Genomic DNA, 23,124 nt, shown 5'->3' with positions numbered 1-23,124 from the left:
GGGCGGTGGGGCGTCGTGGTGGCGGTCTCAGCCGGCCGGGCGCCCGGTGTCGTCCGGCCACACCCCGATGTGGTCCCGATCCAGTTCCAGCATCACCCGGTCCTCCATGCCGAGGGCCGCGGTGTACTCGGCGGGCGGCTGGAGCCGGCCGGCCCGGTCCAGCGTCGCGAACTCCCGTGCCACCAGGGACTCGTGGCCCTCCGCGTCGACCAGCAGAAGTCGGCGCCGGGGGCGGCGGGCGTCCGTCTGCCGGGCCGGCCGGGCGGCTGCGCAGAGCCGACCCCCGCGAACGCGAGGAGCGCGTGGCCCCGCTGCTCGCCGACGAGCCGACCGGACGGCTGGACGGCTGGACGCGCAGACCGGCCTGGCGGTGATGGAACTGCTGCGGGCGGTGGTCGCCAGCGAGGGCGTCACGGCTCTGGTCGCCACGCACGACCCCCAACTCCTGGGCCCGGCGGACCGCGTACTGGAACTGAGCGACGGCGAGGTCGTCGAGCACTGACGGAGCCTGACCGACCGGGCGCAGGCACCTCGGCGGAGGGGCCCCGGCATCGGGGCGAGGGGCTACGGCACCTTGTACGTCTCCCCGTACACCTTCCACTCCAGCGGCGTGCGCAGGTCCAGGTTCCCGTCATACAGGAACATCCGCTGGGCCGTGTCGATGCGGGTCGTGTCGCGGTGGGCGCTCTCGGACTTCATCGCCGCGCGACGGACGTCGAGGAAGATGTCGAGGTAGGCCTTCTCGGAACCGCCCTCGGCGGGGGTGTCGGCCTGGGCCATGGCACGGGTGCGCAGGTCGTAGAAGCCGCCCGCGCCGGTGCCGGGCCCGTGCATGACCATGGCGTCGTAGTAGATGAACTGGCCCAGCGTGCCGAGGCCGTCGAGTTTGGCGCGGCGCACCGCGGGGTCGAAGTAGACGCGGTCCCGCTCGGCGTCCTGCGCCCTGCGGAAGGCGGCCACCGAGGCCTCCTTGCGCCAGGCCGCCGCGAAGCCCGGGTCGAGACCCTTGTGCGAGTCCGTCCCGTCGACCTCGCGCAGGGCGGGGAGGTAGCGGGCGAGGCCGTTGCCCGGGTGGTCCTTCGTGTAGCCCTCGACCAGGACGAGCAGATCGTGGGTGCCGGTGCAGAAGCCGATGAGGCCCGCCGTGTAGCCCTGGCCGTCGCCGATGTCCTCGATGTAGGCGTACGCGCTGCGCCAGTCGAGCGTGGAGTTCTCCGCGCTCGCCACGAGCTTCTGCGCCAGCTCCTTCTTGTCCGGGGCGGCGAGGCCCGCGCCCGCCGGTCGCTCGGCGTCCTGGCGTGCCTGCGCGTGCCCGGCCGCCCCGCTCGCGTCCGTGAGTCCCGGGGCGAGGAAGTAGACCGCCGCCGCGACCGCGGGGAGCACCGCGAGCAGGAGGAGCCGAGCACGTTTCATGGGTTCAGCCTAGGGAGCGCTCAGGCCGCTCCGCTCGTCAGCTCGGACACCTTTCCGACGGCCGTGATCACCAGCAGTGCCAACAGCGCGGCGCACGCGGCCGCTTGGACCAGAGCCCGGCGGCGGTCCCGGGGCGCGTACGCGTAGGCGAGCGTGACCACGCCGCCCGCCAGCAGTCCGCCCAGGTGGCCCTGCCAGGAGGTGAGTCCCGCCGAGATGAGCAGCCACAGCAGCAGGCCCGCCATGAAGCGGTTGACGGCGCTCATGTCGGCGCCCAGCCGGCGGGCCATGACGTAGTACGCGGCCCCCAGCCCGAAGATGGCACCCGACGCACCGAGCGTGGGCGTGTACGGCGCGATCACCAGCACGAGGACCGAGCCGCCGAGCGCCGAGAGCAGATAGAGCGTGACGAAGCGGATCCGGCCGAGCTGGGCCTCCACCACCCGGCCCAGGTTCCACAGCGAGACCATGTTCATCACGATGTGCAGAATCCCGAACGTTCCCTCGGTGGGCGGCAGATGGAGGAACGCGCCGGTCAGCATCCGGTACCACTCCCCGTCGACCACGCCCTCCGGGTGGAAGTCGTAGGGGTACTGGGCCTGCCAGACGTAGTGCCCGCCGTCGGGCCCCGTCAGCGCCGCGCCCAGCATCTCGAACCGGTCCACGATCGCCGGGCGCACCACCTCGCCCACATAGGCCAGCACGTTGAGCGCGATCAGGACGTACGTCACCACGGGCACGGTCGAGATACGGCCGCCGAACGCCGTGCGGGCCTGCCGGATCGTCCTGGCGCCCTCCTTCACGCACTCCACGCACTGGTGACCGACGGCCGCCTCGCGCATGCAGTCCGGGCAGATGTAGCGGTCGCACCGTGTGCAGCGCACATGGGACTCCACCTTGGGATGGCGGTAGCAGGTGGTGACGGCGGATTCGGTGGACTCGGCGGATTCAGTGGATTCAGTGGATTCGGATTCCACGACCGGCTCCTCGCGGGTACGGAGATCAGGGGGACGATGAGCCGGTGGGGTCGGCGGCGAACAAAATAGCGAATGCCCATGTGAGAGGGGGACGGCAGGGGTCGGCGGTGCCGTAATCTCGGCGTTTCCGCAACCCTCGCGCGATGGGAGCCCCGCATGGCCGGAATCAGCCTCACCAAGGTGGAGGAGACCGCACCCGCGCTGGTCAGCCTGTACAAGAGCGCCGGTGTCTCCCTCACCAAGCACGGGCTGAGCGGACAGCGGGCCGCGGTGTACCTGGTCGTCGACTACTCCGGGTCGATGAAGCCGTACTACAAGGACGGCAGTGTGCAGGCGCTGGCGGACCGGGTGCTCGGCCTGTCGGCGCACCTCGACGACGACGGCACCGTCCCTGTCGTCTTCTTCTCCACGGACAACTCTCCACAGTTGGTACGACGGAGAGTGACCAGCATGTGATCAAGGAACCCGCAGGTCAGAGCGATTCACTGAAGCGAATCGGACCATGATCGGCGGAGGGGTGGGACGGCACCGCTGATGTCACGCCCCGTAGCTGGATCCGGCCCCCTGTCACAGGGCCCTGACGTGCCCCGAGGGGGCCGCGTAGCCGGACGGCATGGCATGGCGCCGGAGGCTGCCGACGGGGGCCACAGAGGCACGCCAACTCGGAGATGACCTCCACGGAGGGGGAGGTCTACGGCGAGAGTCTGGTGGCCGTCCCGGAGGTGAGCAGCTCCGGGATGCGAGGCAGGCAACCGACGCCGTAGCTGCCCAGTTTCATAGGCCATCCATGCATGGCACATGTGTGCCTGCATTGCTTGGCCGTGACTGTCGCATGGCCTGCCCGTTGCCCTGCTTTGCGTTCATTGCTGAGCAACGCAGCACAGTCCGTACATCTAGACGAACTCGCAGGCCAGCGGGCTGGCCAGGCCTGCGGCGGAGCTGGAGCAAAGCCAGAGCGAACGCCTCACCCGGAGCACAGTGGGCATCGCTGCTGGTCAGCGGGCTCTTTGCCAGTCCTTGACCCGGGGGTATTAAACGGGGGCTGCTGGGATGGGCTAGAGCCCACCCCAGCATGTCTCCCAGACTCCTCAGGCTCACGCCTCCGGCGGCCGGTTGTAGCTGTCCAGCGTGGCCTTACCCGTGTCGGCGTCCATGAGACGCAACTCCCACGGGCCGGTGTTGACGTCGAACTCCTTACCGAACCCGACCCACTTGCCCGCCATCCGGCGGCCGGTCGGCTCGACCAGCATCTGTATGGCCCCGAAGTAGCGGGCGCCCCGGTAGTAGCCGTCCTGCGCCGTCTGCTCGGTCCAGGTACCCGTGACGGTGCTCCCGTCCAACTGGAGATCCAGAGTCAGGGGACTGTTCGCGTTCAGGGACGCGTTCGGCAGGCTGCGCCCAGTGAGACGGTTGCCGTGCTGGAGCAGCACCACGTAGTGCTTTCCGGTGAACACCCGGTTGTCCCTGCCGGACGAGACGAACTCGTACGTGGACAGCCAGATACCGGAGTAGTTGCCCCGTGGCGCTGCCTGAGGGGTCGGCGACCCGCTGGCCACGGGTACGCCGGTGGGGCTGTCCTGGAGGTCATGGCCGCCGTGTCCGTCGTCGGCAACGCGGGCCAGGGGCACCGGGGCAGAGAACCCCAAGGCCTCGATGGGTACGCCTGTCACGATCTCCAGGGCCCGCGCGTAGGCCTGGCGGGGAGCGGCGATGCCGCCGCTCTCCCAGCGCTGCACGAGGCGCTTTGACGCGTCGTTGGGCTCGCCTACGCGCTGGCCAGCCTCACGGAGCGCACGGGCGAATTCGTCCTGAGACAGGAGCAGTCCCTTACGGACTGCCCGAAGGGTGCTGTTCGGTGTCGTCATAGAGATCACGGTAGCCCTGTAAGGGCGTCATTGACACCGAAATGACGCCCCCTGTGTCGCCCCTCCGACGCCCTGTCCGTCATCGCGCGGTTACATACGGTGCGGACACCGTGAGCTGTGACGAAAGACCCCGGCGAGGTGGTGAGACCTCCCGGGGCGCGGCCACAGCTACGAGGAGCTGCAACGTGCCTACAACTACCACCCATCCGGCGACTGCCACAGAGCAGGCCCCACCCGACATCGAGACGATGCGGGCGACCGTGGGCCGCCTGCTCGACCCAGACTCCGTACCGGGCGTACTGCCGCCCTCCGCCGACGAGGTAGCCACCCTCACGGCCACCCTGCGCGGGCACATGGAGCTGCTCGCCCCCGAAGTCGAGCGGATGGCGGTCCGGCTCCACAGGGACAGCATCCCCCGGTACTGCGCACTCGCCTGCGTCGGCGAAGCACGAGGAAGGCTCAAGACGGGGCCGCAGCCCGCACCGAGCGAGCTGGTCTACGCCCGGCGCCTCGCGCGCTCCCTGAACGCCTTGTGCGACCACTGGGAGACCCTGGGCGGGGTGAGCTCGTGACCGTGACCGAGCACGTGTGTCGAGCCTGCGATGAACCGATCGCCGACCCCGGCGACGCGGTGGCCGTCGCTCACGAACTCGGCAACTCCGGTCCCGGCTGGACCGTGTGGGCGCACCGCGCGCATGCCCACCTGGTGGTGCCGAACCCGGCACCGCTTAGGATCCTGGCTCGCATCCGCGCTGCGCGCGGAAGAAACCAGGGAGTGGAAGGCCGTCCATGGGGATCGGGATCGTGATGGCGGTTGCCGTGCTGGCCGCGTTCAAGGCCGCGTGGGACCAGTACTCGCACGAGTCGTTCGCCTTGCTCTGCGTGTGCGCCGTCATCGGCGTCATGGCTGCGGCCAAGCACTCCGAGTTGTCCCGCCAGGCCAAGCTGGCGGGCACGCCGCCGGGTCCGACAGACACGGGCCAGGGCTGCCTGTTCTGGATCGCCTGGAAGGTCGGAGGCATAGCCGCGTTGGCCCTGCTCTTCGCTGTGTGGGACGAGTGGTTCTGACGCGACGAACGTGCGCAGAGGGGTGTACAGGCAGTCGTCTCCCAACCGCGCGCAGCGCCTGAATATCACCCGCAATTGCACTGTCTGAATGCAAAAGCAGCCCACTTGAAGGCATAAAGGCCCTATTCACGAGCCGGCTGATCCCAGAGGGGTGAATTCAAGGGCAAGAAGAAGCCCCCCGAGTCGAACTGGCGGGGGGCTTCTCTTCTGCACCTGTCAGGCTTTATCCAGCCCCCCGGAAGCCATGGTCTATCCGGTACGAGGGACTGAATGCAGACTGCACAGGGAGCTGCACAGTCTCAGGGGGTGCCGCTGTACGACGAGTTGGCGTTGCCGAGGTAGCCGGAGGATGCAGAGTCCTCCCAGGTGTCGTTAGACCGGTCCCGGGCCGGGGAGCCAGTATTGGCGTCACCCCACGGCCGCTGCACGTTCGGCGCAGCACACCCACCCTTGAGCGACTTCATCGGCTGTCGCTCACCCTCACGGCCAACATCTACGGAGAGATCGGTCCCCGGTACGGCTCGGTCCATGGTGTTCCTCCTGGCGGGCTACTGCCAGCCCTGGCCGTTGTAGGACTGCATTCCCTGTGTGTTGCCCTGCGACCGGAGGTAGTCCATCAGTTCCTGAGGGCTCTGCGCGTTCTGGATTCGAGCGACCTGTTCCGCCTGAGACCCCATCGGGGCGGCGGGCATGGCGCCTTGAGAAAGCAAGTGCTGGTACTGCATCTGTTCCGCGTCGCTGGCAAACGGCCGGGCCAGCATCTGAGATCCGCCGGGCTGCGATCCAGTTGTCTGAGGTGCGCCTCCGGCGGGCTGTTGGCCATTGGCCATCAGATCCCGGATCGCATCCTCCTGCTCTTGCAGCCTGCGCTTAAGGTCCGCGTTTTCCTTGGCGACACCCTGCGCGTAGTTCCGCAGCCCTTGCCCGCCACGCTGGCGCTGCGGGGGCTGCTCTTCGTACGGGTCCTGCTCTTCGTACATGGCGGCATAGTCATCGTTACCGCCGTAGTAGCCCATCGAGTAGTCGCTCATCGGGCTCCCCTTTCTAGGCCGCCACCCCTCGGGGAAGGGACGGGTTCCGCTCCGGACTTTCCTTCGAACGGGGCCGGGTGATCCGCTCGTACCGGTGACTGTAGCGGGCTTTGTACCAACCCCGAGGAGACGGTGTCCCCCGGGGGCTAGGTCGTGGCCGACTTCATCTCGATGGAGACCGAGGCCTAGGCGACCTCGGTCTAGGCGACGGTCGTGAAGTCCTCCGACGGCATAGGCGCCGTCTCCCTCATGTGCGGAGGCAGATACCGGCCCGCCGGTGGCGGGGTGTACGACTCGCCAGGGCGCACGTACCGCGTACGCGGTGCCCGCTTCTCCCAGTTCCGCCAGCGGCGGCCTATCCGGTCTCGGTGCGGTCCTGGATGGCCTGCCTCCAGTCGGCACGGGTGTTCTTCCATGCGTGGCCGCGTAGCGGCGCACGTAGCGGTCTCACGGTAAGGCGACATACGATCCCCATCCCTTCTTGATTGGCGTTGAGGAGAGGATTCGTGGCCACCCCCGGGGCTGCACCCCCGGGGGTGGCTGCATGCGTTATGCGGCGGAGACCTTGACCCAGTACGGAGTCAGTGAGGCCATCTCATCGGCCGCTTCGAGCATGGCCGTGTCGTTCTCCGTGTTGGCGTGGAGGAGAACTTCGTAGGCCAGTTCTTCCAGCCTGTTGTGGCGGTCACGGTCCGTCTCACCCTGGGTCGCCGCAAGGAATGCGAAGGCGTCGTAGACCAGCGACCGCACGCAACCGAAGTGCGTGATGCGAACGTCGTCCCGCGTGTCTTCGGTGAACTCCTCAGGGAAGCCTGCGTCCTGCTTGAACCGAACCACGTGGCGCACGCCTTCGAGCGTGAGCAGAAATGCCCCTGCGCGTACGCGGTACGTCTCCTTGTCGGGCCGGGCGTAGCCATCGAGGGCGTTGTTCAGATAGGTACTCACTGGCTCTCCTCGGCCGCGTTGCGGCAGTTCTCGCAGAGCGGGTTAGCACCCGCTCCATATCGACGGGTGGGGGTGGTCTTGCATCGGGTGCACGGCCCCATTTCCTGGCCCTGAGGGACAGTCACGTTCTGTGACTGCGGTTCTTCCAGTCGGGTCACGGATTCCACAGTCAGGTCAGTCGGGCCAGGACTCTGTGACGTGACCTGACTGACCCGACTGTGACCCGACTGGCTGTTTTCGGGGTGTCGCCACACTGTTCCGCCCCCGAAGCCGCTACGCTCCGTAAACGTCACCCGGCCTTTTTGGCGCGCCCGGCGGATTGTGGTCTCAGAGAATCCCTGTGCTTTTCCGGCCTTCACGACGTCCATCCGTGCGGCCTCTCCCCCCTGTTCGGTCAGATAGCCGAGTAGCCACGCGGTGGCCTCTGCTCGCTCTCCGGCCTCCTCCGCGTCGATGGGCGCGGACAGCATGTCTTCCACGCCCATTTCCACGGGTCCGGTGAAGGCGAGGCGCCCGACGTTGGCCGTGCCCGAGGGCGTCTCCACGTCCACGCCCTCGATGACGTATCCGATGTGCGGGAGGTCCAGCCGACCGAGGCTGTTCTTCACCTGGCTCATGACCTGTTCTTCGGTCTCCCGGTTACGGGCGAACACCAGGACCGAGCGGGCCAGATCCTTGAATGCGCCAGACCCGGAGATGAGTTGCGCTGCATCGTTTCCGGACGTTTTGTTGAAGTGGGCGATGCCCAGCGTGAGCGCCCTGGTGCGCCCCGCCATGCGTACGAGGGGTTCAAGTGCCTGCCGGACGTCCTGTGTTCGGTGGGCGTCCGTCGTCCTGCCGAGCGTGGACATGAGCGGGTCCACGATGAGCGCGGCCACGTCGTGCTCCTTGATGGCTTGCTCGATGAGCGACACGTCCATGGGCAGGCAGATCATCGCCTCCTGCACGGTGTCCTCGATCACCTCGATGTCGACGCGGAACACCCGCGTGAGGTCTGCTCCGGCCGCCATGAGGCGGGGAACGAGAGTGCGGGACCAGGAGTCCTCAACGGCCGCGTACAGCACGTTCCTCGGCTGCCCGTAGAAGGTCCCCGGCAGCGTGCCACGGGAGAGCTGGGCGGCCAGCCAGATGCCGAACGACGACTTACCCGTGCCCTCCCTGCCTGCGGCCAGGGTGAGGGCCCCCGCAGGAATGCGTCCCTGGCCGGACTCTGGTTCCCATGCCCAGATGACAGGCTCCGGCTCGATCTGCGAGGCGGGCGTCAGCTTCAACCGGCGCAGGGTGGCAGAACCCTCGCCGTCCGCCGAGGGCGTACGCGGGTCCGTCCACACCTCCGGTTCGGCCATGCCGTCCGGCAGCCCCGTGTCGATGCCCCTGAGTACCTTGGCCCGTCCGCCGTCCGGCCACGTAGTCCACGGGTCCACGGCCTCCGTGATGCCGCGTACAACGTCGTGTTCGTGGAGCTGGTGGGGGACGTAGTGGCCGAACTCCATGGCGATGTTGTTGATCCACTGTTCGCCGCGTCCGTTTGTCGGCTCATCCCGGATCTCCTGGAGCCGTTGCTCAAAGCGCCGACGGAGCCCCTCAGGCGTCCCCTGGAAGCCCTCCAGGACCTCACCAGTACGCGGGTCCACCGGAAGCGCGCTCGGCCGCGAGACGCGCTCCTGCTTTGTCAGGTAGTCGGCCCATGCCTGGGGGAGGGTCGGCAACTCCTCGGGGCGGGGTGGCCGTTCCAAGGGTGTCCCGTCGGCCGCGTGCCACCGGTAGATGCCGCCTGTCCGGGGATGCACCGACGGCCAGGTCTGGGTGTACCGGTGGTGCCACTGGATGACCTCGACATCAGGTCCGGCGACATCCTTCAGTTCCCGGTATTCGCCAGGAAGGTGGAAGAGCCAGATGCCGCTTACGCCAGGCCCCCGGGAAGTCGAGTAGGGACCGAAGGGAAGCGGCCCAAGCTTCTCGGTCAACTCCAGGATCGTGGTGCTGTAGCCGTGCTTCTCGTCGTACTCGTCGACGTCGATTCCGATGATGCCCTTAGGGAGACGGAGGCCGAGATTTCCCGTGCAGTACGGCAGACGATCCGCGATACGGAGAGAGTCCTCGGCCGTCGCCTGACGCCCGTCCCGTCCTGTCACGTCTTTCAGGTACGGGATCTTCCCGTCGGGACGAAGGGGGATGACTCCATCCCACCCCTGTGCCAGATAGGCAGGTACGCCTATCGCGTACGGTCCCGCCGGAGAGTTAGGCGGGACAATGTTCTGTGTCATCCTTGACCTGGTTCTGTCGACCGCCCCGGAACTCCTCTCCGGGGCGGTTTGCTTTTGTCTTAGGCCCGTCAGTCAGACCACCGCCGTAGCGGTGGCTCCTCTCCTCAGTCGGTCCTAGGTGTTACGTCATGCCATGCTGGCCATGCCTTTCATCGCTGCCCCCGGGACCTGAAACCGGGGGCAGTTCTTCTGTGGCCATCTCCTCGGAGATCTCCTCGGTGTCGTCGTCCTGCACACCACAGATGGCATCCCAATTCAGACCGGCCAGGTCGCGCCGGACTGCGGGGTTTTCGAAGTCGCTGGACATGGAACTCATACCGCCGTGAGCGGCGCCAGCCACCGGTCCAGCTTTTCCCTTTGTTCAGGGGTCGGCTCGGGGGCCGCAGCGACAATCCGATCGATGACGGCATCCACGCTTTGGGGGCCGATGCGCACGTGTGCGCGCACTTCCGCTTCGGACAGTCGGGCGATGCCGTTAGTCACCCGGTAGGCGATCAGCTCGCCACGGGCGATCATGGAGTAGACGGTGCCGTAGCTGACACCGAGCAGTTCACCCGCGCGCTTCGGTCCGATCAGGTCCGAGGGAACGGCGGCGCCGGACGGGGTGGTCACGGGTCCTCCAGGAGAGACGTGCACGCACACCGACGCACCGTCGGCGTGGCCGTCCTCTCCTGACGACATGATCAGGCTACATGTCTACCAAGGCATTTCCAAATTATTTGCAGGCCTCTGACCTGCGTCTTTTGCAGTTGCTTGACTCGGATTGCCTGCCGCGCACACAGAGAAGCCCCCGCCGACCCGAAGGCCGAACGGGGGCTCTCGTCGTGCTCGGGGACGTCAGTCCTTCTCCCACCTGATGCGGTCCTGTACGGCCTCTGACGCACTGTCGGCCACGCGCCGGACATGGGGCCGACCGAGGGCGTCCGGGGACAGCAGGAGCGCCGCAATGGCGCGCTGCGCCGTGACCTCCGTGGCCTGCCACCTCTCGATCGCGCCGGGGCCGGTCGCGAACATGGTGGTGAGTGGGTTGGGGCGCGTAAGCGTCCGCTCCCGCTCCTCCAGCTCCCTGATCTCAGCCTCCAGGGCCGTGATCCTCCGGCCGATCAGGCGGGCCTCTGCCGGGGTCTCGGGGTCCTCATCCTCGAACGCCTTCAACTGCCCCCGCTTGTCGCTCAGTTGGCCGCGTACGTCGCTCAGTTCGGTGTCATCGCCGGTGCCTGTCAGACCTGCGGCCACGTCCTCCCGGGACAGGTAGGCCAGGAGCACGCCGGGGTGCTCGGCCGTGCCGATCAGGAACGCGTCCGTGGCTGCCTTATCGATCATCAGGTGCGCGTACATGTAGCAGGTGTACGAGGGGTTGCGCTGATGGCTGCTCCCACCCGCGCGCGCCGTCATGCGCCCGCCGCAGACGTCGCACCGCAGGGTGCCCGTGAGCACGTGGCGCACGGCCCTGCTCGTGTGTGTCTTCCTGGACGGGTCGGCGAGCAGCCGCTGTACGGCCTCGAACGTCTCCAGGTCGATGAGCGGCTCCCAGTTACCGGGGCGCTCACTGCCGCCGTGCACGCGCACGCCGATGTACGCCTTACGCATGAGCATCTGCCGCAGGTTCTGCGGTGAGAACGGGACGCCACCCTGACGGCTGATGACCCCACGCTTCTCCCAGTCCATAGCCACGGACCGGATGGACTCCGGTGCCTTCTCAGGGCTGCCGAGGACGCGCCGGAACAGCTCCTGGACTAGCGGCGCTTCCTCCGGGTCCGGGTACTGCCTCACGGGCCGTGGACGGCCATCGATCGATTCGTAATCCCGGGCGTAGCCGTACGGGCGCTTACCGTGCGGTCGGCCGTCGTCCAGTGCGGAGTTCACACCGCGCAGCGTACGGACAGACAGGAGGCGTGCCTCCTTCTCGGCGTCGTTGATGCCGGAGATCAGGCTGTGACGGTCGCCGTAGTTGCTCGGGTTGAAGGTGCGGTCCAGGCTGGTCACATGGATCTTGTAACCGCCCCCCTCGGCCGCGTCGACCAGGGCGACGCCCTTACCGGTCTCACGGGCGAGCCGGGAGATCTCCCACAGCACGAGCACCGTGCCTGGCTCACCGAACTCGCCGGAGGTGAGGTCGGCCATGAGCCGGTCGAAGTCATCCCGGGTCTTGCGCGCGAACTTAGACGCCGATCCCGTGTCGGCGTACGCCTCACCCCACGTCCAGGGCCCGTGCTCGGTCTCTGCCGCGATGTTGTCGCGGTGCTGGTCAGTGATGGATCGGGCGACGCGTCCCTTGCCCTTGGAGACTCGCAGGTACTCCCTGCCGGTCGTGGTCATGGCCCCTCCTGGTGGCGTGCTCTCAGGGGCACCATACGTAGAACTTTCTCCACGGACATCGACGCGGTCACGGACATCGCGCTCGACAACCACCAGGGCCGGGTGGAGGAGATCGCGGCCGGGCTCGGCCACATGGGGAAGACCAGTTACCACCTGGCCATGGACGCGGTCATCGACCACTACCTCGACAGCGGCTCCAAGGACCCCGCCCTGGTCGTCTTCCAGACCGACGGCGGCCCCATCAACAAGCTCGCCGCCGAACGGTACTTGTGCAAGGCGGCGAAGCTTCCGCTGTTCTGGCAGTTCATAGGGTTCGGTGACCCGGACAGCAAGCAGTTCGAGTTCCTGCGCAAACTCGACGAGTTGCCGGTGCCGCAGAAGCGGGTCGTCGACAACGCCGGTTTCTTCCACGCCGGTTCGCAGCCCCGGAAGGTCTCCGACGCCGAGCTCTACGACCGGATCGTGGGCGACTTCCCCCAGTGGCTGACGGCCGCGCGCGAGCGGGGGATCGTCCAGTGACCGTGCGTGTCCTGTCGGCCGCCGGGCGGGTCGGGGTGCCCTGGAAGAACGGTGGCGGGGTGACGCGCGAGATCGTCGCCCGGCCCGAGGGCGCGGACATGGGGGACTTCGAGTGGCGGGTGAGCCTGGCCGACGTCGGCGGCGACGGGCCGTTCTCGGCGTTCGCCGACGTGGACCGGATCCTCACCATGGTCGAGGGGGAGGGGATGGACCTGACCGTCGGCGGCGAACACCGCCGGGTCGATACGCGGTTCGTCCCACAACGCTTCCCCGGTGACCTGCCGACCGACTGCCGCCTGATCGGCGGCCCGGTCGTCAATCTCAACGTCATGTGGCATCGGGGCGCCGCGGCGGCCCCCACCGTCACGGTCGCCGCCCCCCGCCGATCTCTCGCCCTCCCGGCGGGCCCGGCCGTGCTTGTCGTCGCCCTCGACGGCACGGCGGAGGTGGCCGGGGTGACTCTCGGGCGCTACGACGCCGTGCTCCTGACCAACGAGAAGACAACACTCCACGCAACCGCCCGCACCGCCGTGATCACCCTCACGCCGAGCGGCTGAGCCCCCCCACCCGGTCCTCGCCCCCGCCGCCCCTACCCGTCCCGTCCCTGGGGGCTGCCGCCCCCAGCCCCCCGCTTCGGCCTGAACGGCCTCGTCCTCAAACGCCGGACGGGCTGAAAGATGCGCGCCGGCGCCCTCAAGGGGCGCGGGGAGCTGCGCGCCCAGCCCCCACCCACCCGCAGCGAACGAAACCCGCGCGGGGGCGAGGGACAGGTGGGGGGTGACGCGCCGTTGGCTTCGGGGTGGGGTCGTGCCACCCTGGTGGGCCGAGGGGGTGGCCCATGGACGCGGGAGAGATCAACTCCGGGCGAGGGCAAGGGACTTCACGTGCGGGGCGACGGGGCGAGACGCCGGGGGGCGAGCGGCTGGCGGACTGGGCCGACGGCCGGCTCGGCCTCTACTCGCTGGCCAAGGCCAACATGCGCAAGGTCTTCCCGGACCACTGGTCCTTCATGCTCGGCGAGGTCTGCCTCTACAGCTTCCTGATCCTGATCCTGACCGGCGTCTACCTCACGCTCTTCTTCGAGCCGAGCGCCTCCGAGGTCGTCTACCACGGCCCGTACGAGCCGCTCAACGGCATCCTCATGACCCGCGCCTACGAGTCCACCCTCCACATCAGCTTCGAGGTCCGCGGCGGACTCCTGGTCCGGCAGATCCACCACTGGGCGGCGATCGTCTTCCTCGCCGGCATGCTCGTGCACATGATGCGCGTCTTCTTCACCGGCGCGTTCCGCAAGCCCCGCGAGGTCAACTGGCTGTTCGGCTGGACCCTGTTGATGCTCGGCCTGATCACCGGCCTGACCGGCTACTCGCTCCCCGACGACCTGCTCTCCGGCACCGGCGTCCGCTTCGCCCAGGGCGCGATCCTGTCGGTCCCGATCGTGGGAACGTACCTCTCCTTCTTCCTCTTCGGAGGCGAGTTCCCGGGCCACGACATCATTCCGCGCTTCTTCCCGATCCACGTCCTCCTGCTGCCGGGCATCATGCTGGGCCTGGTGGTCGCCCATCTGATCCTGGTCTTCTACCACAAGCACACGCAGTACCCGGGGCCCGGACGCGACCAGAAGTCCGTCGTCGGGATGCCGTTCATGCCGGTCTACATGGCCAAGGCGGGCGGGTTCTTCTTCCTCGTCTTCGGGGTGCTGTCGCTGATGGGGGCGATCGCGACCATCAACCCCGTCTGGGCCTTCGGCCCCTACCGGCCGGACCTGGTGACGACCGGCGCACAGCCCGACTGGTACCTCGGCTTCTCCGAGGGGCTCATCCGGGTGATGCCGGGATGGGAGATCAACGCCTGGGGCCACACCCTCCAACTGGGCGTGTTCATCCCCTTCTCCCTCTTCCCGCTGATCATGACCGCCATCGCCGTCTACCCGTTCATCGAGGCGTGGATCACCGGGGACAGACGGGAACACCACATCCTGGACCGGCCGCGCAACGTCCCCACCCGCACCGGGCTCGGCGTCGCCTGGCTGACGCTGTACGGAGTGCTGCTGGTCGGCGGCGGCAACGACCTGTGGGCCACCCACTTCCACCTCTCCATCAACGCCATCACCTGGTTCGTACGGGTCTCCTTCTTCGTCGCCCCGGCCCTCGCCTTCGTCGTCACACGCCGGATCTGCATGGGACTCCAGCGACGGGACCGCGACAAGGTGCTGCACGGAAGGGAGTCCGGGATCATCCGGATGCTTCCGCACGGCGAGTACGTCGAGGTGCATGAACCGCTCTCACCGGCGCAGCGGTTCACGCTCACCCAGCACGAGCAGCCCCCGCCGTACGAGGTGGGACCGCTCGTGGACGCGAACGGCGTCGCCCGCCGGGTCGGCCCCGGCCGCAGGCTGCGCGCCCGGCTCGCCCGCGCCATGTACGGGCCCGACACCCAGATCCCGAAGCCGACGCCGGAGGAGTACCGGGAACTCACCAGCGGCGATCACCACCACTGAGCACCTCGGCCCGGCACTCGGCCGGGGTGCCCCACGCGGTACGCAGGGCACGGGCCTTGGCCAGCCACAGGGACAGGTCGTACTCCGCGGTGTAGCCGATCGCGCCGTGCAGCTGGAGCGCCGTGCGCGCGGTGGCGTACGCGGCCTCGCAGGCCGTGACCTTGGCTGCGGCCACGTCGGCGGGCGCCATCGTCAGAGCCGCGCCGAACAGCAGCGGCCGCGCGAACTCCAGCGCGATCTTCGCGTCGGCGAGGCGATGCTTGACCGCCTGGAACGAGCCGACGGGGACGCCGAACTGGGTGCGCTGCCTGACATACGCGACGGTCCGGTCGAGGAGTGCGAGGCCGACGCCGAGGGCCTGGGCGGCGGTGGCGAGCCGGGCCCAGCCGAGGGCATGGGCGACGGGAGGGGCGGCGGAGAGCAGTTCACCGCCTGGTGACAGGGGCGTGAGGCGGCGGGCGGGGTCCAGGGAGGTGCGTACCGGGCCGTGGCCGGGGGCCAGACGCAGTGCGTCGGCGGACAGGACGAGGCGGGTGGTCGCCGCGTCGCCGTCCAGCGCGTACGCCCCGTCGAGGGCCAGCGTCGCCGACATCTCGCCCGAGGCCAGCGACGGGAGCAGCCGCCCGCCGGGAAGGGGGTCCGCCAGCTCGGCCAGCAGGGCGGCCGCCGCGACCGTCTCCACCAGCGGCCCGGGCACCGCGTGCCGGCCCAACTCGATGAAGCCCACGGCAAGTTCCACCGGACGCGGGCCCATCCCCTCGTACGCCTCCGGCACCGCGAGCGCGAACACGCCCGCCTTGGCGATACGGGACCACAGCGCGCGGCCGCCGCCATGGTCGCCGCGGCTCCAGTCCCGTACGACCGACGGGGTGTCCGCGGCCCTCAGCATCGCGTCCAGCGAGTCGGCGAACGCGCGCTGCTCGGCGTCGAGGAGGAAGCGCATCAGCGGCGGCCCTTCGGGAGGCCGAGCAGGCGCTCGGCGATGATGTCGCGCTGGATCTCGTTGGTGCCGGCGTAGATCGGACCGGCGAGCGAGAAGACGTACCCCTCGGACCAGTCCGTGTCCGCCGACTCGCCGTCCGGGCCGAGGAGATCGAGGGCCGTCTCGTGCAGCGCGATGTCGTACTCGGACCAGAAGACCTTGTTCAGGCTGGACTCCGGGCCCATGGTCCCGCCGTCGAGGAAGCGGGAGGCATGGGCGTAGGTGAAGAGCTGGTAGGCGCGGGCGCCGATCACCGCGTCGGCCACCCGCTCGCGCAGCGCCGTGTCCGAGAGGTCGGCGCGGCCGCGCCACAGGGCCACCAGACGGTCCGCGGCGGCGAGGAAACGGCCCGGTGAACGCAGCGTCAGCCCTCGCTCGTTGCCCGCCGTCGACATGGCGACCCGCCAGCCCCCGCCCGGCTCGCCGATCACGTCCTCGTCCGGGACGAAGACCTCGTCGAGGAAGACCTCGGCGAAGGCCGGTCTGCCGTCGAGGCGGCCGATGGGGCGCACGGTGACCCCGGGCGCGCGCAGGTCGAACATCAGATAGGTCAGGCCCCGATGAGGCCTCGGCGTGTCCGGCTCGCTGCGGAAGAGACCGAACGCGCGGTCGGCGAAGGCGGCCCGCGACGACCAGGTCTTCTGCCCGCTCAGCAGCCAGCCCCCGTCCGTACGCACCGCACGTGAGGTGAGTGAGGCCAGGTCGGACCCCGCCTCCGGCTCGGACCACGCCTGCGCCCAGACGACCTCCCCGGTGGCCATGGAGGGCAGGATCCGGGCGCGCTGTTCCTCCGTGCCGTGGTCGAAGAGGGTGGGCGCCAGGAGGTTGATGCCGTTCTGGCCGACCCGGCCCGGCGCGCCCGCCGCGTAGTACTCCTCCTCGAACACCAGCCAGCGCACGATGTCCGCGCCCCGGCCGCCGTACACCTCCGGCCAGGACACCACCGACCAGCGGTCCGCGGCGAGTTCGGCCTCCCACACGCGGTGCGCCGCGAAGCCCTCCTCGGTCTCCAGGGACGGGAGGGACGTCCGTGGCACATGGGCGGCGAGCCAGGTCCGGGCCTCGGCGCGGAAGGCCTCGTCGGCGGGGGAGAGGGTCAGATCCATCGGCAGCACCTTCCCTAACAAGTGTTTGGTAGGTTAGCGTGGAGGTATGAGCGACGTCGAGAGTCCGGCGTACGTCACCGGGCACGGGCTGCTGACCGGGCGCACCGCCGTCATCACCGCCGCCGCGGGCGCGGGCATCGGCGGGGCGACGGCGCGCAGGTTCCTGGAGGAGGGGGCGCGGGTGGTCATCGGTGACGCCCACGCCCGCCGCCTCAAGGAGAGCGAAGAGGCCCTCGCCGCGGAGTTCGGCGCGGCGAACGTCGCCTCGCTGCCGTGCGACGTGACGGACGAGCAGCAGGTGGAAGCCCTGTTCACGCTGGCGGGAGACCTCCACGACGGCCTGGACATCGTCGTCAACAACGCGGGCCTCGGCGGCACTTGTGCCCTCGTCGACATGACCGACGAGCAGTGGTCGCGGGTGCTGGACGTGACATTGAACGGCACGTTCCGGTGCACCCGGGCCGCCCTGCGCCGTTTCAGGGACCAGGGCGGCGGCGGAGTCGTCGTCAACAACGCCTCCGTCATCGGCTGGCGCGCCCAGACCGGTCAGGCGCACTACGCCGCCGCCAAGGCGGGGGTCATGGCCCTCACCCGGTGCGCGGCCGTCGAGGCCGCCGAGTACGGGGTGCGCGTCAACGCGGTCTCACCGAGTCTCGCCATGCACCCGCACCTGGTGAAGGTGACCACACCCGAGCTGCTGGAGGAACTGACGGGCCGCGAGGCCTTCGGCCGCTACGCGCAGCCCTGGGAGGTGGCCAACGTGATCGTGTTCCTGGCGTCCGGCTACTCCTCGTACATGACCGGCGAAGTCGTCTCCGTCAGCAGCCAACATGCGTAGGGCTCCGTCGGCCGGCACCCCTGGGACCACAATGGAACCGTGCCTACCAAGAAGAAGCCCCAGGTGACCGCCACCCCCGAGCGGCGCCGCGAACTCCTCGACACCGCCGCGGAGGTCTTCGCCGAGCAGGGCTACAACGCCACCACCGTACGCAAGATCGCGGACGAGGCCGGGATGCTCGCGGGCAGCCTCTACTACCACTTCGACTCCAAGGAATCGATGCTGGAGGAGATCCTGCGGACCTTCCTCGACGAGCTCTGGGAGGGCTACGACGCCGTCCTGGACGCCGAACTCGACCCGCGCCGGACGCTGGAGGCCCTGGTCACCGAGTCCTTCCGGGAGATCGACCGGCACCGTGCCGCCGTCGCCATCTACCAGAAGGAGTCCCGGCACCTCGCCGCCCAGCAGCGCTTCGCCTTCCTCGCCGACTCGCAGCGCAACTTCGAGAAGGCGTGGCTGAGCACGCTGGAGCGCGGCGTGGCGGCCGAGGTCTTCCGGGCCGATCTCGACATCCGGCTCACCTACCGCTTCGTGCGCGACACGGTGTGGGTCGCCGCGTCCTGGTACCGGCCCGGCGGACAGCACAGCCCCGAGGAGATCGCCCGGCAGTACCTGTCGATGGTGCTGGACGGGATCTCCGTACGCGAATAGCCCATGTCTGCGATAGCCCATGTCTGTGAGGGAGTTGTCATGGCCGAGGCCTACATCGTCGAAGCGGTCCGTACACCCGTCGGGCGGCGCGGGGGAGGCCTGAGCGGTGTCCACCCGGCCGACCTCGGCGCGCATGTCCTCAAGGCGCTGGTCGAGCGCTCCGGAGTGGACCCGGCCGCCGTCGAGGACGTCGTCTTCGGCTGCCTGGACACCGTGGGGTCGCAGGCCGGGGACATCGCCCGCACCTGCTGGCTGGCGGCCGGACTCCCCGAGGAGGTGCCGGGCGTCACCGTCGACCGGCAGTGCGGCTCCTCCCAGCAGGCCGTGCACTTCGCGGCCCAGGGCGTCCTGTCCGGCACCCAGGACCTGGTGGTCGCGGGCGGCGTGCAGAACATGAGCCAGATCCCCATCGCCTTCGCCTCCCGCCAGGCCGCCGAACCCCTCGGCCTCACCGAAGGCCCCTTCGCCGGCAGCGAGGGCTGGCGCGCGCGCTACGGCGACCGGCCCGTCAACCAGTTCGCCGGCGCCGAGATGATCGCCGCCAAGTGGGGCATCAGCCGCCGCGACCAGGAGGAGTTCGCCCTCCGCTCGCACCGGCGGGCGATCCGCGCCATCGACGAGGGCCGCTTCGCCCGCGAGACCGTGGCCCACGGCGAGGTCACCGTCGACGAGGGCCCGCGCCGGGACACCTCACTGGAGAAGATGGCGGGCCTGAAGCCGGTCGTCGAGGGCGGCACCATCACCGCCGCCTGCTCCTCCCAGGTCTCCGACGGCGCCGCCGCGATGCTGCTCGCCTCCGAGCGGGCGGTACGGGAGCACGGGCTGACCCCGCGCGCCCGCGTCCACCACCTCTCCGTACGCGGCGAGGACCCCATCCGCATGCTGTCCGCACCCATCCCGGCCACCGCGTACGCCCTGAAGAAGACCGGCATGTCCCTCGACGCCATCGACCTCGTCGAGATCAACGAGGCCTTCGCCCCGGTCGTCCTCGCCTGGCTCAAGGAGACCGGCGCCGACCCGGAGAAGGTCAACGTCAACGGCGGCGCCATCGCTCTGGGGCATCCGCTGGGGGCGACGGGCGTGAAACTGATGACCACGCTCCTGCACGAACTGGAGCGCACCGGCGGCCGGTTCGGCCTCCAGACGATGTGCGAGGGCGGCGGCCAGGCGAACGTGACGATCATCGAACGGCTCTGAGACCCAGCGCGCCGAGAGTCTCGTCCGCCTGTGCCATCACCCGCTCCACCAGCTCCGCGCACGAGGGCAGATCCTCGATCACCCCCGCGACCTGCCCCGACGCCATCACCCCCAGGTCCGTACGCCCGTCCACCATCGACGCCTTCAGGAGCATCGGCGTGTTCGCGGCGAGCAGCACCTGGCTCCAGGTCAGCTCCTTGCCGTGCCGCATGGCGAGACCGTCGCGGACCATCCGCGCCCAGGACAGTCCGGAGATCCGCCGGAAGCCCGCGGCCCGGCGGACAGCCCGCGCGAGAGCCCTCGTACGGCCGGACTTCTCCAAGGAGTCGACGAAGTCCGTGCGCAGCATGCGATGGGGGAGGCCGTCCACGGCCGTGGTGACCGTGACGTCCCTGACCGTGGCCGCCAGGTACTTCGCCTTCACCGCGGCCGGGACCGTCGAGTCCGAGGTGAGCAGGAAACGGGTGCCCATGGCGATGCCCGCCGCCCCGTACGCCAGCGCCGCGACCAGCCCCCGCCCGTCGTGGAAACCGCCCGCCGCGACCACCGGGATGTCCACCGCGTCCACCACCTGCGGCAGCAGCACCGTCGTCGCGACCTCGCCGGTGTGGCCGCCGCCCTCGCCGCCCTGCACGATCACCGCGTCCGCGCCCCAGGCGGCCACCTTCTCGGCGTGCCGGCGTGCCCCGACGGAGGGGACGACGACCACGCCCGCCTCCTTCAGCTCGGCGATCAGCTCGCGGGAGGGTGCGAGGGCAAAGGACGCGACCCGCACCCCCTCCTCGACGATGATCCGCACCCGCTCGCCCGCGTCCCCGGCGTCGGCACGCAGATTCACGCCGAACGGCGCGTCCGTACGGGACTTGACCTCGCGTACGGCCTCTCTCAGATGGTCGAGGGTCATCGTCGCGGAGGCCAGGATGCCCAGCGCCCCCGCGTTCGCCGTGGCGGAGACCAGGCGGGGTCCGGCCACCCACCCCATACCGGTCTGCACGAGGGGGTGACGGACACCCACGAGGCGGGTGAGCGCGGTCTCCATCAGCTCCTGACCTCTCGGTCCCGGGCGCCGCCCGGATCGATGACTTCGCGGATCAGTCTCAGCTCCTGGGGTGTCGGTTCACGGGTGCGGGGCACCTCGTCGGGGACCGACAGGCGAAAGCCCGTCGCCTCCCGCACCTGCTCCACGGTGACGCCCGGGTGCAGCGAGGCGAGGCGCATCGAGTGGTCGGGGGTGGCGAAGTCGAAGACGCCGAGGTCGCTCACCACGCACGGCACGCGGTGGAAGCGGGTGGCGCTCGGGCCCGCGGCGGCGGCACGGTCGTACCCCACCCCGCACACCATGTCGACCCGCTCGACGAAGACGCGCGGCGAGTGCCTGGGGACCCAGTAACTGGTCGGGTTGTTCAGGGTGTTGACCGGGGCGCCGCGCACGCCGAGCAGCTGGCGCGTGGGCCTGGACCAGTCACCGATGCAGGAGATGTTCTGGTTGCCGAAGCGGTCGAGCTGGCTCGCGCCCATCATCACGTGCCGACGTCCGCCGGTGACCATGGTCAGGTGCTGCCGGTACGGCAGCCAGCCCTCCGGGGTGCCGTCGAGACCGACGAGCATCGCCTCGCCGTCGGTCAGCAGCAGATCGGGGGAGAAGGTGCGCTTGGCGAGACGGGCGCCGATGGAGGGGATGGGGCCCATGGGGCTGGCGAGCACCTCGCCGTTGTCCCGCCAGGCCTCGGCGCAGGCGATCACGCAGTACTCGGCGCGGGTGACCACGGCTGCGGGGGCGCCGGGGGCGGGGGTGGATGCGGGGCTCATCGCTGCTCCTCGTGCCAGGCCCGTACGGCGGACTGGTAGGCCTGCTCGTCGCCGGCGAGGAAGCGCGCGGCGAACTCGGCGTACGGCGTGGTGGCGTACAGCTTCTGGAAGGGCTCGTCGCGTCCGTGGTCGGGGGCGCAGGACGTGAAGTGCGCGCCGTTCGCAGTCTCGACGACGCCCGTCACGCTCGACCGCTTGAGCAGCAGGGTCTGCGGGGCGGCCTCCTTGGTGAGCTCCGCCGTGTCGACCAGGCGCTCGCACGAGACGTACGCGGCGTCGGCCGCCTCGCAGAACAGGTCGTCGAAGTACGGGTCCGGGCCCAGATACTGGCCGTTGCCCAGGCGGTCGGCGCGGTTCATGTGGACCAGGGCCGCGTCCAGGCGCAGGGCGGGCATGGCGACGAGCTCCTCCCGTACCCCCGAGGAGGCATCGGCGTACGGCGAAGTGACCGTGCGCAGGCCGGGGTTGACCCGCATCACGTCCGAGCCGAGCCCGGCCCGGACAGGGAGGAAGGGCAGACGGTTCGCGGCGGCGTGCAGCCCCCACATGAACATCGCCTCGTCCACCTCCATCAGCTCGAACGCCCCGCGCTCGCGCGCCGCCCGGTAGTGCGGTTCGAGCGGGATCGAGTCGAGGGTGGTAAAGGCGGTGACGAGCCTTCGGATCCGGCCCGCGGCGGCGAGCAGGCCGACGTCCGGGCCGCCGTACGACACCACGGTGAGATCGGTGATCCTGGTGCGGAGCAGTGCTCTCACCAGGGCCATGGGCTTGCGGCGCGAGCCCCAGCCGCCGATGCCGAGAGTCATCCCGCTGTAGAGCCGGGAGACCACCTCGTCGGTGGTCATCGTCTTGTCGCTCACCTGTCGACCCCCTCCCTTCCGAAGGTGTCGCGGACACGGTCGGCGACCCCGCTGAGGTTCGCCTCGAAGGTGAAGCCCTGCTCGAATCGATAGCTGCGGCGCACGTCCACGGGGTCGATGCCGTTCAGCGCGGCCTTCGCGAGCCGGAGCAGCTCGCCGTCCTTGGCGGCGATCTCACGCGCCAGCTCCAGCGCGGCGCCCAGGAGTTCCCCGCGCGGCACGACCCGCCACACCGAGCCGTGCGCGTGCAGCTCGGCGGCGGTCGCCGTGCGCGAGGTGTAGTACAGCGCGCGCACCAGGTGGCCCGGGACCAGGCGGGCCAGATGCGTGGCCGCGCCGAGGGCACCGCGGTCCAGCTCGGGCAGGCCGAAGGTGGCGTCCTCGCTCGCCACGATCGCGTCCGCGTTCCCCACCAGCCCGATCCCGCCGCCCAGACAGAAGCCGTGCACCGCCGCGACGACGGGGACCTCGCACTCGTAGACCGCGGCGAAGGCCTCGAAACAGCCGCGGTTGGCCCCTATGAGCGCGCGATGGCCTCCGCTGTCCCTGGTCTCGCGCTGCATCTCCTTGATGTCCACGCCCGCGTTGAAACCGCGCCCCTCGGCCGTCAGCACGACGCACCGGACGCCGGGGTCGCGGCCCGCCGCGCGCAGGGCGTCGGCCAGGTCGAACCAGCCGCGCACCGGCAGCGCGTTCACCGGCGGGAAGTCGACCGTGACGACGGAAATCCCCTTTTCCGGGGACGAGGTGGAGACACCCATCGACGCATCAGCTACC

The 23,124-nt window shown here is 69.5% G+C and carries 24 protein-coding genes and 3 pseudogenes; 10 read left to right on the top strand and 17 right to left on the bottom strand.

The features are described 5' to 3' along the window. Positions 1–27 precede the first annotated feature (27 nt). Positions 28–204, bottom strand: a pseudogene (locus ACFZDJ_RS01635) (ABC transporter ATP-binding protein); the annotation flags it as partial. Between the two features lie 169 nt (positions 205–373). On the opposite strand from ACFZDJ_RS01635, the gene ACFZDJ_RS01630 reads away from it, so the two are divergent. Next, a complete protein-coding gene (locus tag ACFZDJ_RS01630) occupies positions 374–502 on the top strand; it encodes a hypothetical protein (RefSeq protein ID WP_391056913.1) in 129 nt (42 codons plus the stop codon). Between the two features lie 62 nt (positions 503–564). On the opposite strand, the gene ACFZDJ_RS01625 is transcribed toward ACFZDJ_RS01630, so the two are convergent. Both ACFZDJ_RS01625 and ACFZDJ_RS01620 read right to left on the bottom strand, forming a co-directional pair. After that, complete coding sequence (locus tag ACFZDJ_RS01625) at positions 565–1,413, bottom strand: chitosanase (protein WP_391055368.1); 849 nt, start codon at positions 1,411–1,413, stop codon at positions 565–567. A gap of 20 nt (positions 1,414–1,433) precedes the next feature. Further along, positions 1,434–2,390 (bottom strand): rhomboid family intramembrane serine protease, encoded by a 957-nt coding sequence (locus tag ACFZDJ_RS01620; RefSeq protein WP_390928204.1) that lies wholly within the window; start codon positions 2,388–2,390, stop codon positions 1,434–1,436. 156 nt (positions 2,391–2,546) lie between these two features. Here ACFZDJ_RS01620 and ACFZDJ_RS01615 point away from each other — a divergent pair. Further along, a pseudogene (locus ACFZDJ_RS01615) lies at positions 2,547–2,804 on the top strand (VWA domain-containing protein); the annotation flags it as partial. A 680-nt stretch (positions 2,805–3,484) separates the two neighbouring features. On the opposite strand, the gene ACFZDJ_RS01610 reads toward ACFZDJ_RS01615, so the two are convergent. Further along, on the bottom strand, positions 3,485–4,255 hold the full coding sequence (locus tag ACFZDJ_RS01610) for a helix-turn-helix domain-containing protein (protein WP_391055365.1): 771 nt from the start codon (positions 4,253–4,255) through the stop codon (positions 3,485–3,487). A 185-nt stretch (positions 4,256–4,440) separates the two neighbouring features. On the opposite strand from ACFZDJ_RS01610, the gene ACFZDJ_RS01605 reads away from it, so the two are divergent. Continuing rightward, positions 4,441–4,827 (top strand): DUF6415 family natural product biosynthesis protein, encoded by a 387-nt coding sequence (locus ACFZDJ_RS01605; RefSeq protein ID WP_391055362.1) that lies wholly within the window; start codon positions 4,441–4,443, stop codon positions 4,825–4,827. Between the two features lie 217 nt (positions 4,828–5,044). Next, positions 5,045–5,323, top strand: a complete 279-nt coding sequence (locus tag ACFZDJ_RS01600) for a hypothetical protein (RefSeq protein WP_391055360.1) — start codon at positions 5,045–5,047, stop codon at positions 5,321–5,323. Positions 5,324–5,622: 299 nt separating this feature from the next. Here ACFZDJ_RS01600 and ACFZDJ_RS01595 read toward each other — a convergent pair whose 3' ends face one another. From ACFZDJ_RS01595 to ACFZDJ_RS01565, 7 genes are all read right to left on the bottom strand, one after another. Continuing rightward, a complete protein-coding gene (locus ACFZDJ_RS01595; RefSeq protein ID WP_391055357.1) occupies positions 5,623–5,853 on the bottom strand; it encodes a hypothetical protein in 231 nt (76 codons plus the stop codon). A gap of 18 nt (positions 5,854–5,871) precedes the next feature. Further along, a complete protein-coding gene (locus tag ACFZDJ_RS01590; RefSeq protein WP_391055354.1) occupies positions 5,872–6,354 on the bottom strand; it encodes a hypothetical protein in 483 nt (160 codons plus the stop codon). 549 nt (positions 6,355–6,903) lie between these two features. Next, entirely contained in the window at positions 6,904–7,299 is a 396-nt protein-coding gene (locus tag ACFZDJ_RS01585) for a hypothetical protein (RefSeq protein WP_391055352.1), read from the bottom strand. Next, positions 7,296–9,434, bottom strand: a complete 2,139-nt coding sequence (locus tag ACFZDJ_RS01580) for an AAA family ATPase (protein WP_391055349.1) — start codon at positions 9,432–9,434, stop codon at positions 7,296–7,298. Before ACFZDJ_RS01580 ends, ACFZDJ_RS01585 begins: the two co-directional genes overlap by 4 nt. Positions 9,435–9,687: 253 nt before the next feature. Further along, entirely contained in the window at positions 9,688–9,873 is a 186-nt protein-coding gene (locus tag ACFZDJ_RS01575; protein ID WP_391055346.1) for a hypothetical protein, read from the bottom strand. A 5-nt stretch (positions 9,874–9,878) separates the two neighbouring features. Beyond that, positions 9,879–10,178 (bottom strand): excisionase family DNA-binding protein, encoded by a 300-nt coding sequence (locus tag ACFZDJ_RS01570; protein ID WP_391055344.1) that lies wholly within the window; start codon positions 10,176–10,178, stop codon positions 9,879–9,881. A gap of 225 nt (positions 10,179–10,403) precedes the next feature. Continuing rightward, the gene (locus ACFZDJ_RS01565; RefSeq protein WP_391055341.1) at positions 10,404–11,885 is read right to left on the bottom strand and encodes a recombinase family protein; all 1,482 of its coding nucleotides are present in this window, start codon (positions 11,883–11,885) and stop codon (positions 10,404–10,406) included. A gap of 45 nt (positions 11,886–11,930) precedes the next feature. Here ACFZDJ_RS01565 and ACFZDJ_RS01560 point away from each other — a divergent pair. From ACFZDJ_RS01560 to ACFZDJ_RS01550, 3 genes and pseudogenes are all read left to right on the top strand, one after another. Further along, a pseudogene (locus ACFZDJ_RS01560) lies at positions 11,931–12,404 on the top strand (VWA domain-containing protein); the annotation flags it as partial. Continuing rightward, complete coding sequence (locus ACFZDJ_RS01555) at positions 12,401–12,961, top strand: HutD family protein (protein ID WP_390928208.1); 561 nt, start codon at positions 12,401–12,403, stop codon at positions 12,959–12,961. The pseudogene ACFZDJ_RS01560 and the gene ACFZDJ_RS01555, both read left to right, overlap by 4 nt. Positions 12,962–13,242: 281 nt before the next feature. Beyond that, entirely contained in the window at positions 13,243–14,904 is a 1,662-nt protein-coding gene (locus tag ACFZDJ_RS01550; RefSeq protein WP_391055338.1) for a cytochrome b N-terminal domain-containing protein, read from the top strand. On the opposite strand, the gene ACFZDJ_RS01545 is transcribed toward ACFZDJ_RS01550, so the two are convergent. After that, on the bottom strand, positions 14,879–15,847 hold the full coding sequence (locus ACFZDJ_RS01545; RefSeq protein WP_391055335.1) for an acyl-CoA dehydrogenase family protein: 969 nt from the start codon (positions 15,845–15,847) through the stop codon (positions 14,879–14,881). The two genes, ACFZDJ_RS01550 and ACFZDJ_RS01545, sit on opposite strands and share 26 nt — an antisense overlap. Then, positions 15,847–16,992, bottom strand: a complete 1,146-nt coding sequence (locus ACFZDJ_RS01540) for an acyl-CoA dehydrogenase family protein (protein ID WP_391055333.1) — start codon at positions 16,990–16,992, stop codon at positions 15,847–15,849. Before ACFZDJ_RS01540 ends, ACFZDJ_RS01545 begins: the two co-directional genes overlap by 1 nt. A 46-nt stretch (positions 16,993–17,038) precedes the next feature. Here ACFZDJ_RS01540 and ACFZDJ_RS01535 point away from each other — a divergent pair, with 46 nt between their 5' ends. From ACFZDJ_RS01535 to ACFZDJ_RS01525, 3 genes are read left to right on the top strand one after another with little or no spacing between them, the layout of a single operon-like run. Further along, complete coding sequence (locus ACFZDJ_RS01535) at positions 17,039–17,830, top strand: SDR family oxidoreductase (RefSeq protein ID WP_168508140.1); 792 nt, start codon at positions 17,039–17,041, stop codon at positions 17,828–17,830. 39 nt (positions 17,831–17,869) lie between these two features. Then, positions 17,870–18,481 carry a TetR/AcrR family transcriptional regulator gene (locus ACFZDJ_RS01530; protein WP_099923177.1) on the top strand — a complete coding sequence of 204 codons (612 nt, stop codon included), beginning with the start codon at positions 17,870–17,872 and terminating at the stop codon, positions 18,479–18,481. Between the two features lie 39 nt (positions 18,482–18,520). Then, positions 18,521–19,678 (top strand): acetyl-CoA C-acetyltransferase, encoded by a 1,158-nt coding sequence (locus tag ACFZDJ_RS01525; protein WP_391055329.1) that lies wholly within the window; start codon positions 18,521–18,523, stop codon positions 19,676–19,678. Here the strand turns inward: ACFZDJ_RS01525 and ACFZDJ_RS01520 are convergent. The 4 genes from ACFZDJ_RS01520 to ACFZDJ_RS01505 are packed head-to-tail and all read right to left on the bottom strand — an operon-like array spanning position 19,662 to position 23,108. After that, positions 19,662–20,717, bottom strand: a complete 1,056-nt coding sequence (locus ACFZDJ_RS01520) for a nitronate monooxygenase (RefSeq protein WP_391055326.1) — start codon at positions 20,715–20,717, stop codon at positions 19,662–19,664. The two genes, ACFZDJ_RS01525 and ACFZDJ_RS01520, sit on opposite strands and share 17 nt — an antisense overlap. Then, a complete protein-coding gene (locus ACFZDJ_RS01515) occupies positions 20,717–21,487 on the bottom strand; it encodes a CoA-transferase subunit beta (RefSeq protein WP_384905937.1) in 771 nt (256 codons plus the stop codon). Before ACFZDJ_RS01515 ends, ACFZDJ_RS01520 begins: the two co-directional genes overlap by 1 nt. Then, a complete protein-coding gene (locus tag ACFZDJ_RS01510; protein WP_391055323.1) occupies positions 21,484–22,347 on the bottom strand; it encodes a CoA-transferase in 864 nt (287 codons plus the stop codon). The genes ACFZDJ_RS01515 and ACFZDJ_RS01510 overlap by 4 nt, the downstream gene beginning before the upstream one ends. Next, a complete protein-coding gene (locus tag ACFZDJ_RS01505) occupies positions 22,344–23,108 on the bottom strand; it encodes an enoyl-CoA hydratase family protein (RefSeq protein WP_391055320.1) in 765 nt (254 codons plus the stop codon). The genes ACFZDJ_RS01510 and ACFZDJ_RS01505 overlap by 4 nt, the downstream gene beginning before the upstream one ends. Positions 23,109–23,124 lie beyond the last annotated feature (16 nt).

It is taken from the genome of Streptomyces sp. NPDC007896 (genome assembly GCF_042959425.1).
Lineage (GTDB): Bacteria > Actinomycetota > Actinomycetes > Streptomycetales > Streptomycetaceae > Streptomyces.
Note: the sequence above shows the minus strand (reverse complement) of the source record. Positions and strands in the feature narration are given on the sequence as shown.

What these genes read in the sequence shown, in the direction of transcription:
- ACFZDJ_RS01630 (WP_391056913.1), top strand. Translation starts at nt 374, where the DNA reads ATGGAACTGCTGCGGGCGGTGGTCGCCAGCGAGGGCGTCACGGCTCTG.
- ACFZDJ_RS01625 (WP_391055368.1), bottom strand. Translation starts at nt 1,413, where the DNA reads ATGAAACGTGCTCGGCTCCTCCTGCTCGCGGTGCTCCCCGCGGTCGCG.
- ACFZDJ_RS01610 (WP_391055365.1), bottom strand. Translation starts at nt 4,255, where the DNA reads ATGACGACACCGAACAGCACCCTTCGGGCAGTCCGTAAGGGACTGCTC.
- ACFZDJ_RS01600 (WP_391055360.1), top strand. Translation starts at nt 5,045, where the DNA reads ATGGGGATCGGGATCGTGATGGCGGTTGCCGTGCTGGCCGCGTTCAAG.
- ACFZDJ_RS01595 (WP_391055357.1), bottom strand. Translation starts at nt 5,853, where the DNA reads ATGGACCGAGCCGTACCGGGGACCGATCTCTCCGTAGATGTTGGCCGT.
- ACFZDJ_RS01590 (WP_391055354.1), bottom strand. Translation starts at nt 6,354, where the DNA reads ATGAGCGACTACTCGATGGGCTACTACGGCGGTAACGATGACTATGCC.
- ACFZDJ_RS01575 (WP_391055346.1), bottom strand. Translation starts at nt 9,873, where the DNA reads ATGTCCAGCGACTTCGAAAACCCCGCAGTCCGGCGCGACCTGGCCGGT.
- ACFZDJ_RS01565 (WP_391055341.1), bottom strand. Translation starts at nt 11,885, where the DNA reads ATGACCACGACCGGCAGGGAGTACCTGCGAGTCTCCAAGGGCAAGGGA.
- ACFZDJ_RS01550 (WP_391055338.1), top strand. Translation starts at nt 13,243, where the DNA reads ATGGACGCGGGAGAGATCAACTCCGGGCGAGGGCAAGGGACTTCACGT.
- ACFZDJ_RS01545 (WP_391055335.1), bottom strand. Translation starts at nt 15,847, where the DNA reads ATGCGCTTCCTCCTCGACGCCGAGCAGCGCGCGTTCGCCGACTCGCTG.
- ACFZDJ_RS01540 (WP_391055333.1), bottom strand. Translation starts at nt 16,992, where the DNA reads ATGGATCTGACCCTCTCCCCCGCCGACGAGGCCTTCCGCGCCGAGGCC.
- ACFZDJ_RS01535 (WP_168508140.1), top strand. Translation starts at nt 17,039, where the DNA reads ATGAGCGACGTCGAGAGTCCGGCGTACGTCACCGGGCACGGGCTGCTG.
- ACFZDJ_RS01525 (WP_391055329.1), top strand. Translation starts at nt 18,521, where the DNA reads ATGGCCGAGGCCTACATCGTCGAAGCGGTCCGTACACCCGTCGGGCGG.
- ACFZDJ_RS01520 (WP_391055326.1), bottom strand. Translation starts at nt 20,717, where the DNA reads ATGGAGACCGCGCTCACCCGCCTCGTGGGTGTCCGTCACCCCCTCGTG.
- ACFZDJ_RS01515 (WP_384905937.1), bottom strand. Translation starts at nt 21,487, where the DNA reads ATGAGCCCCGCATCCACCCCCGCCCCCGGCGCCCCCGCAGCCGTGGTC.
- ACFZDJ_RS01505 (WP_391055320.1), bottom strand. Translation starts at nt 23,108, where the DNA reads ATGGGTGTCTCCACCTCGTCCCCGGAAAAGGGGATTTCCGTCGTCACG.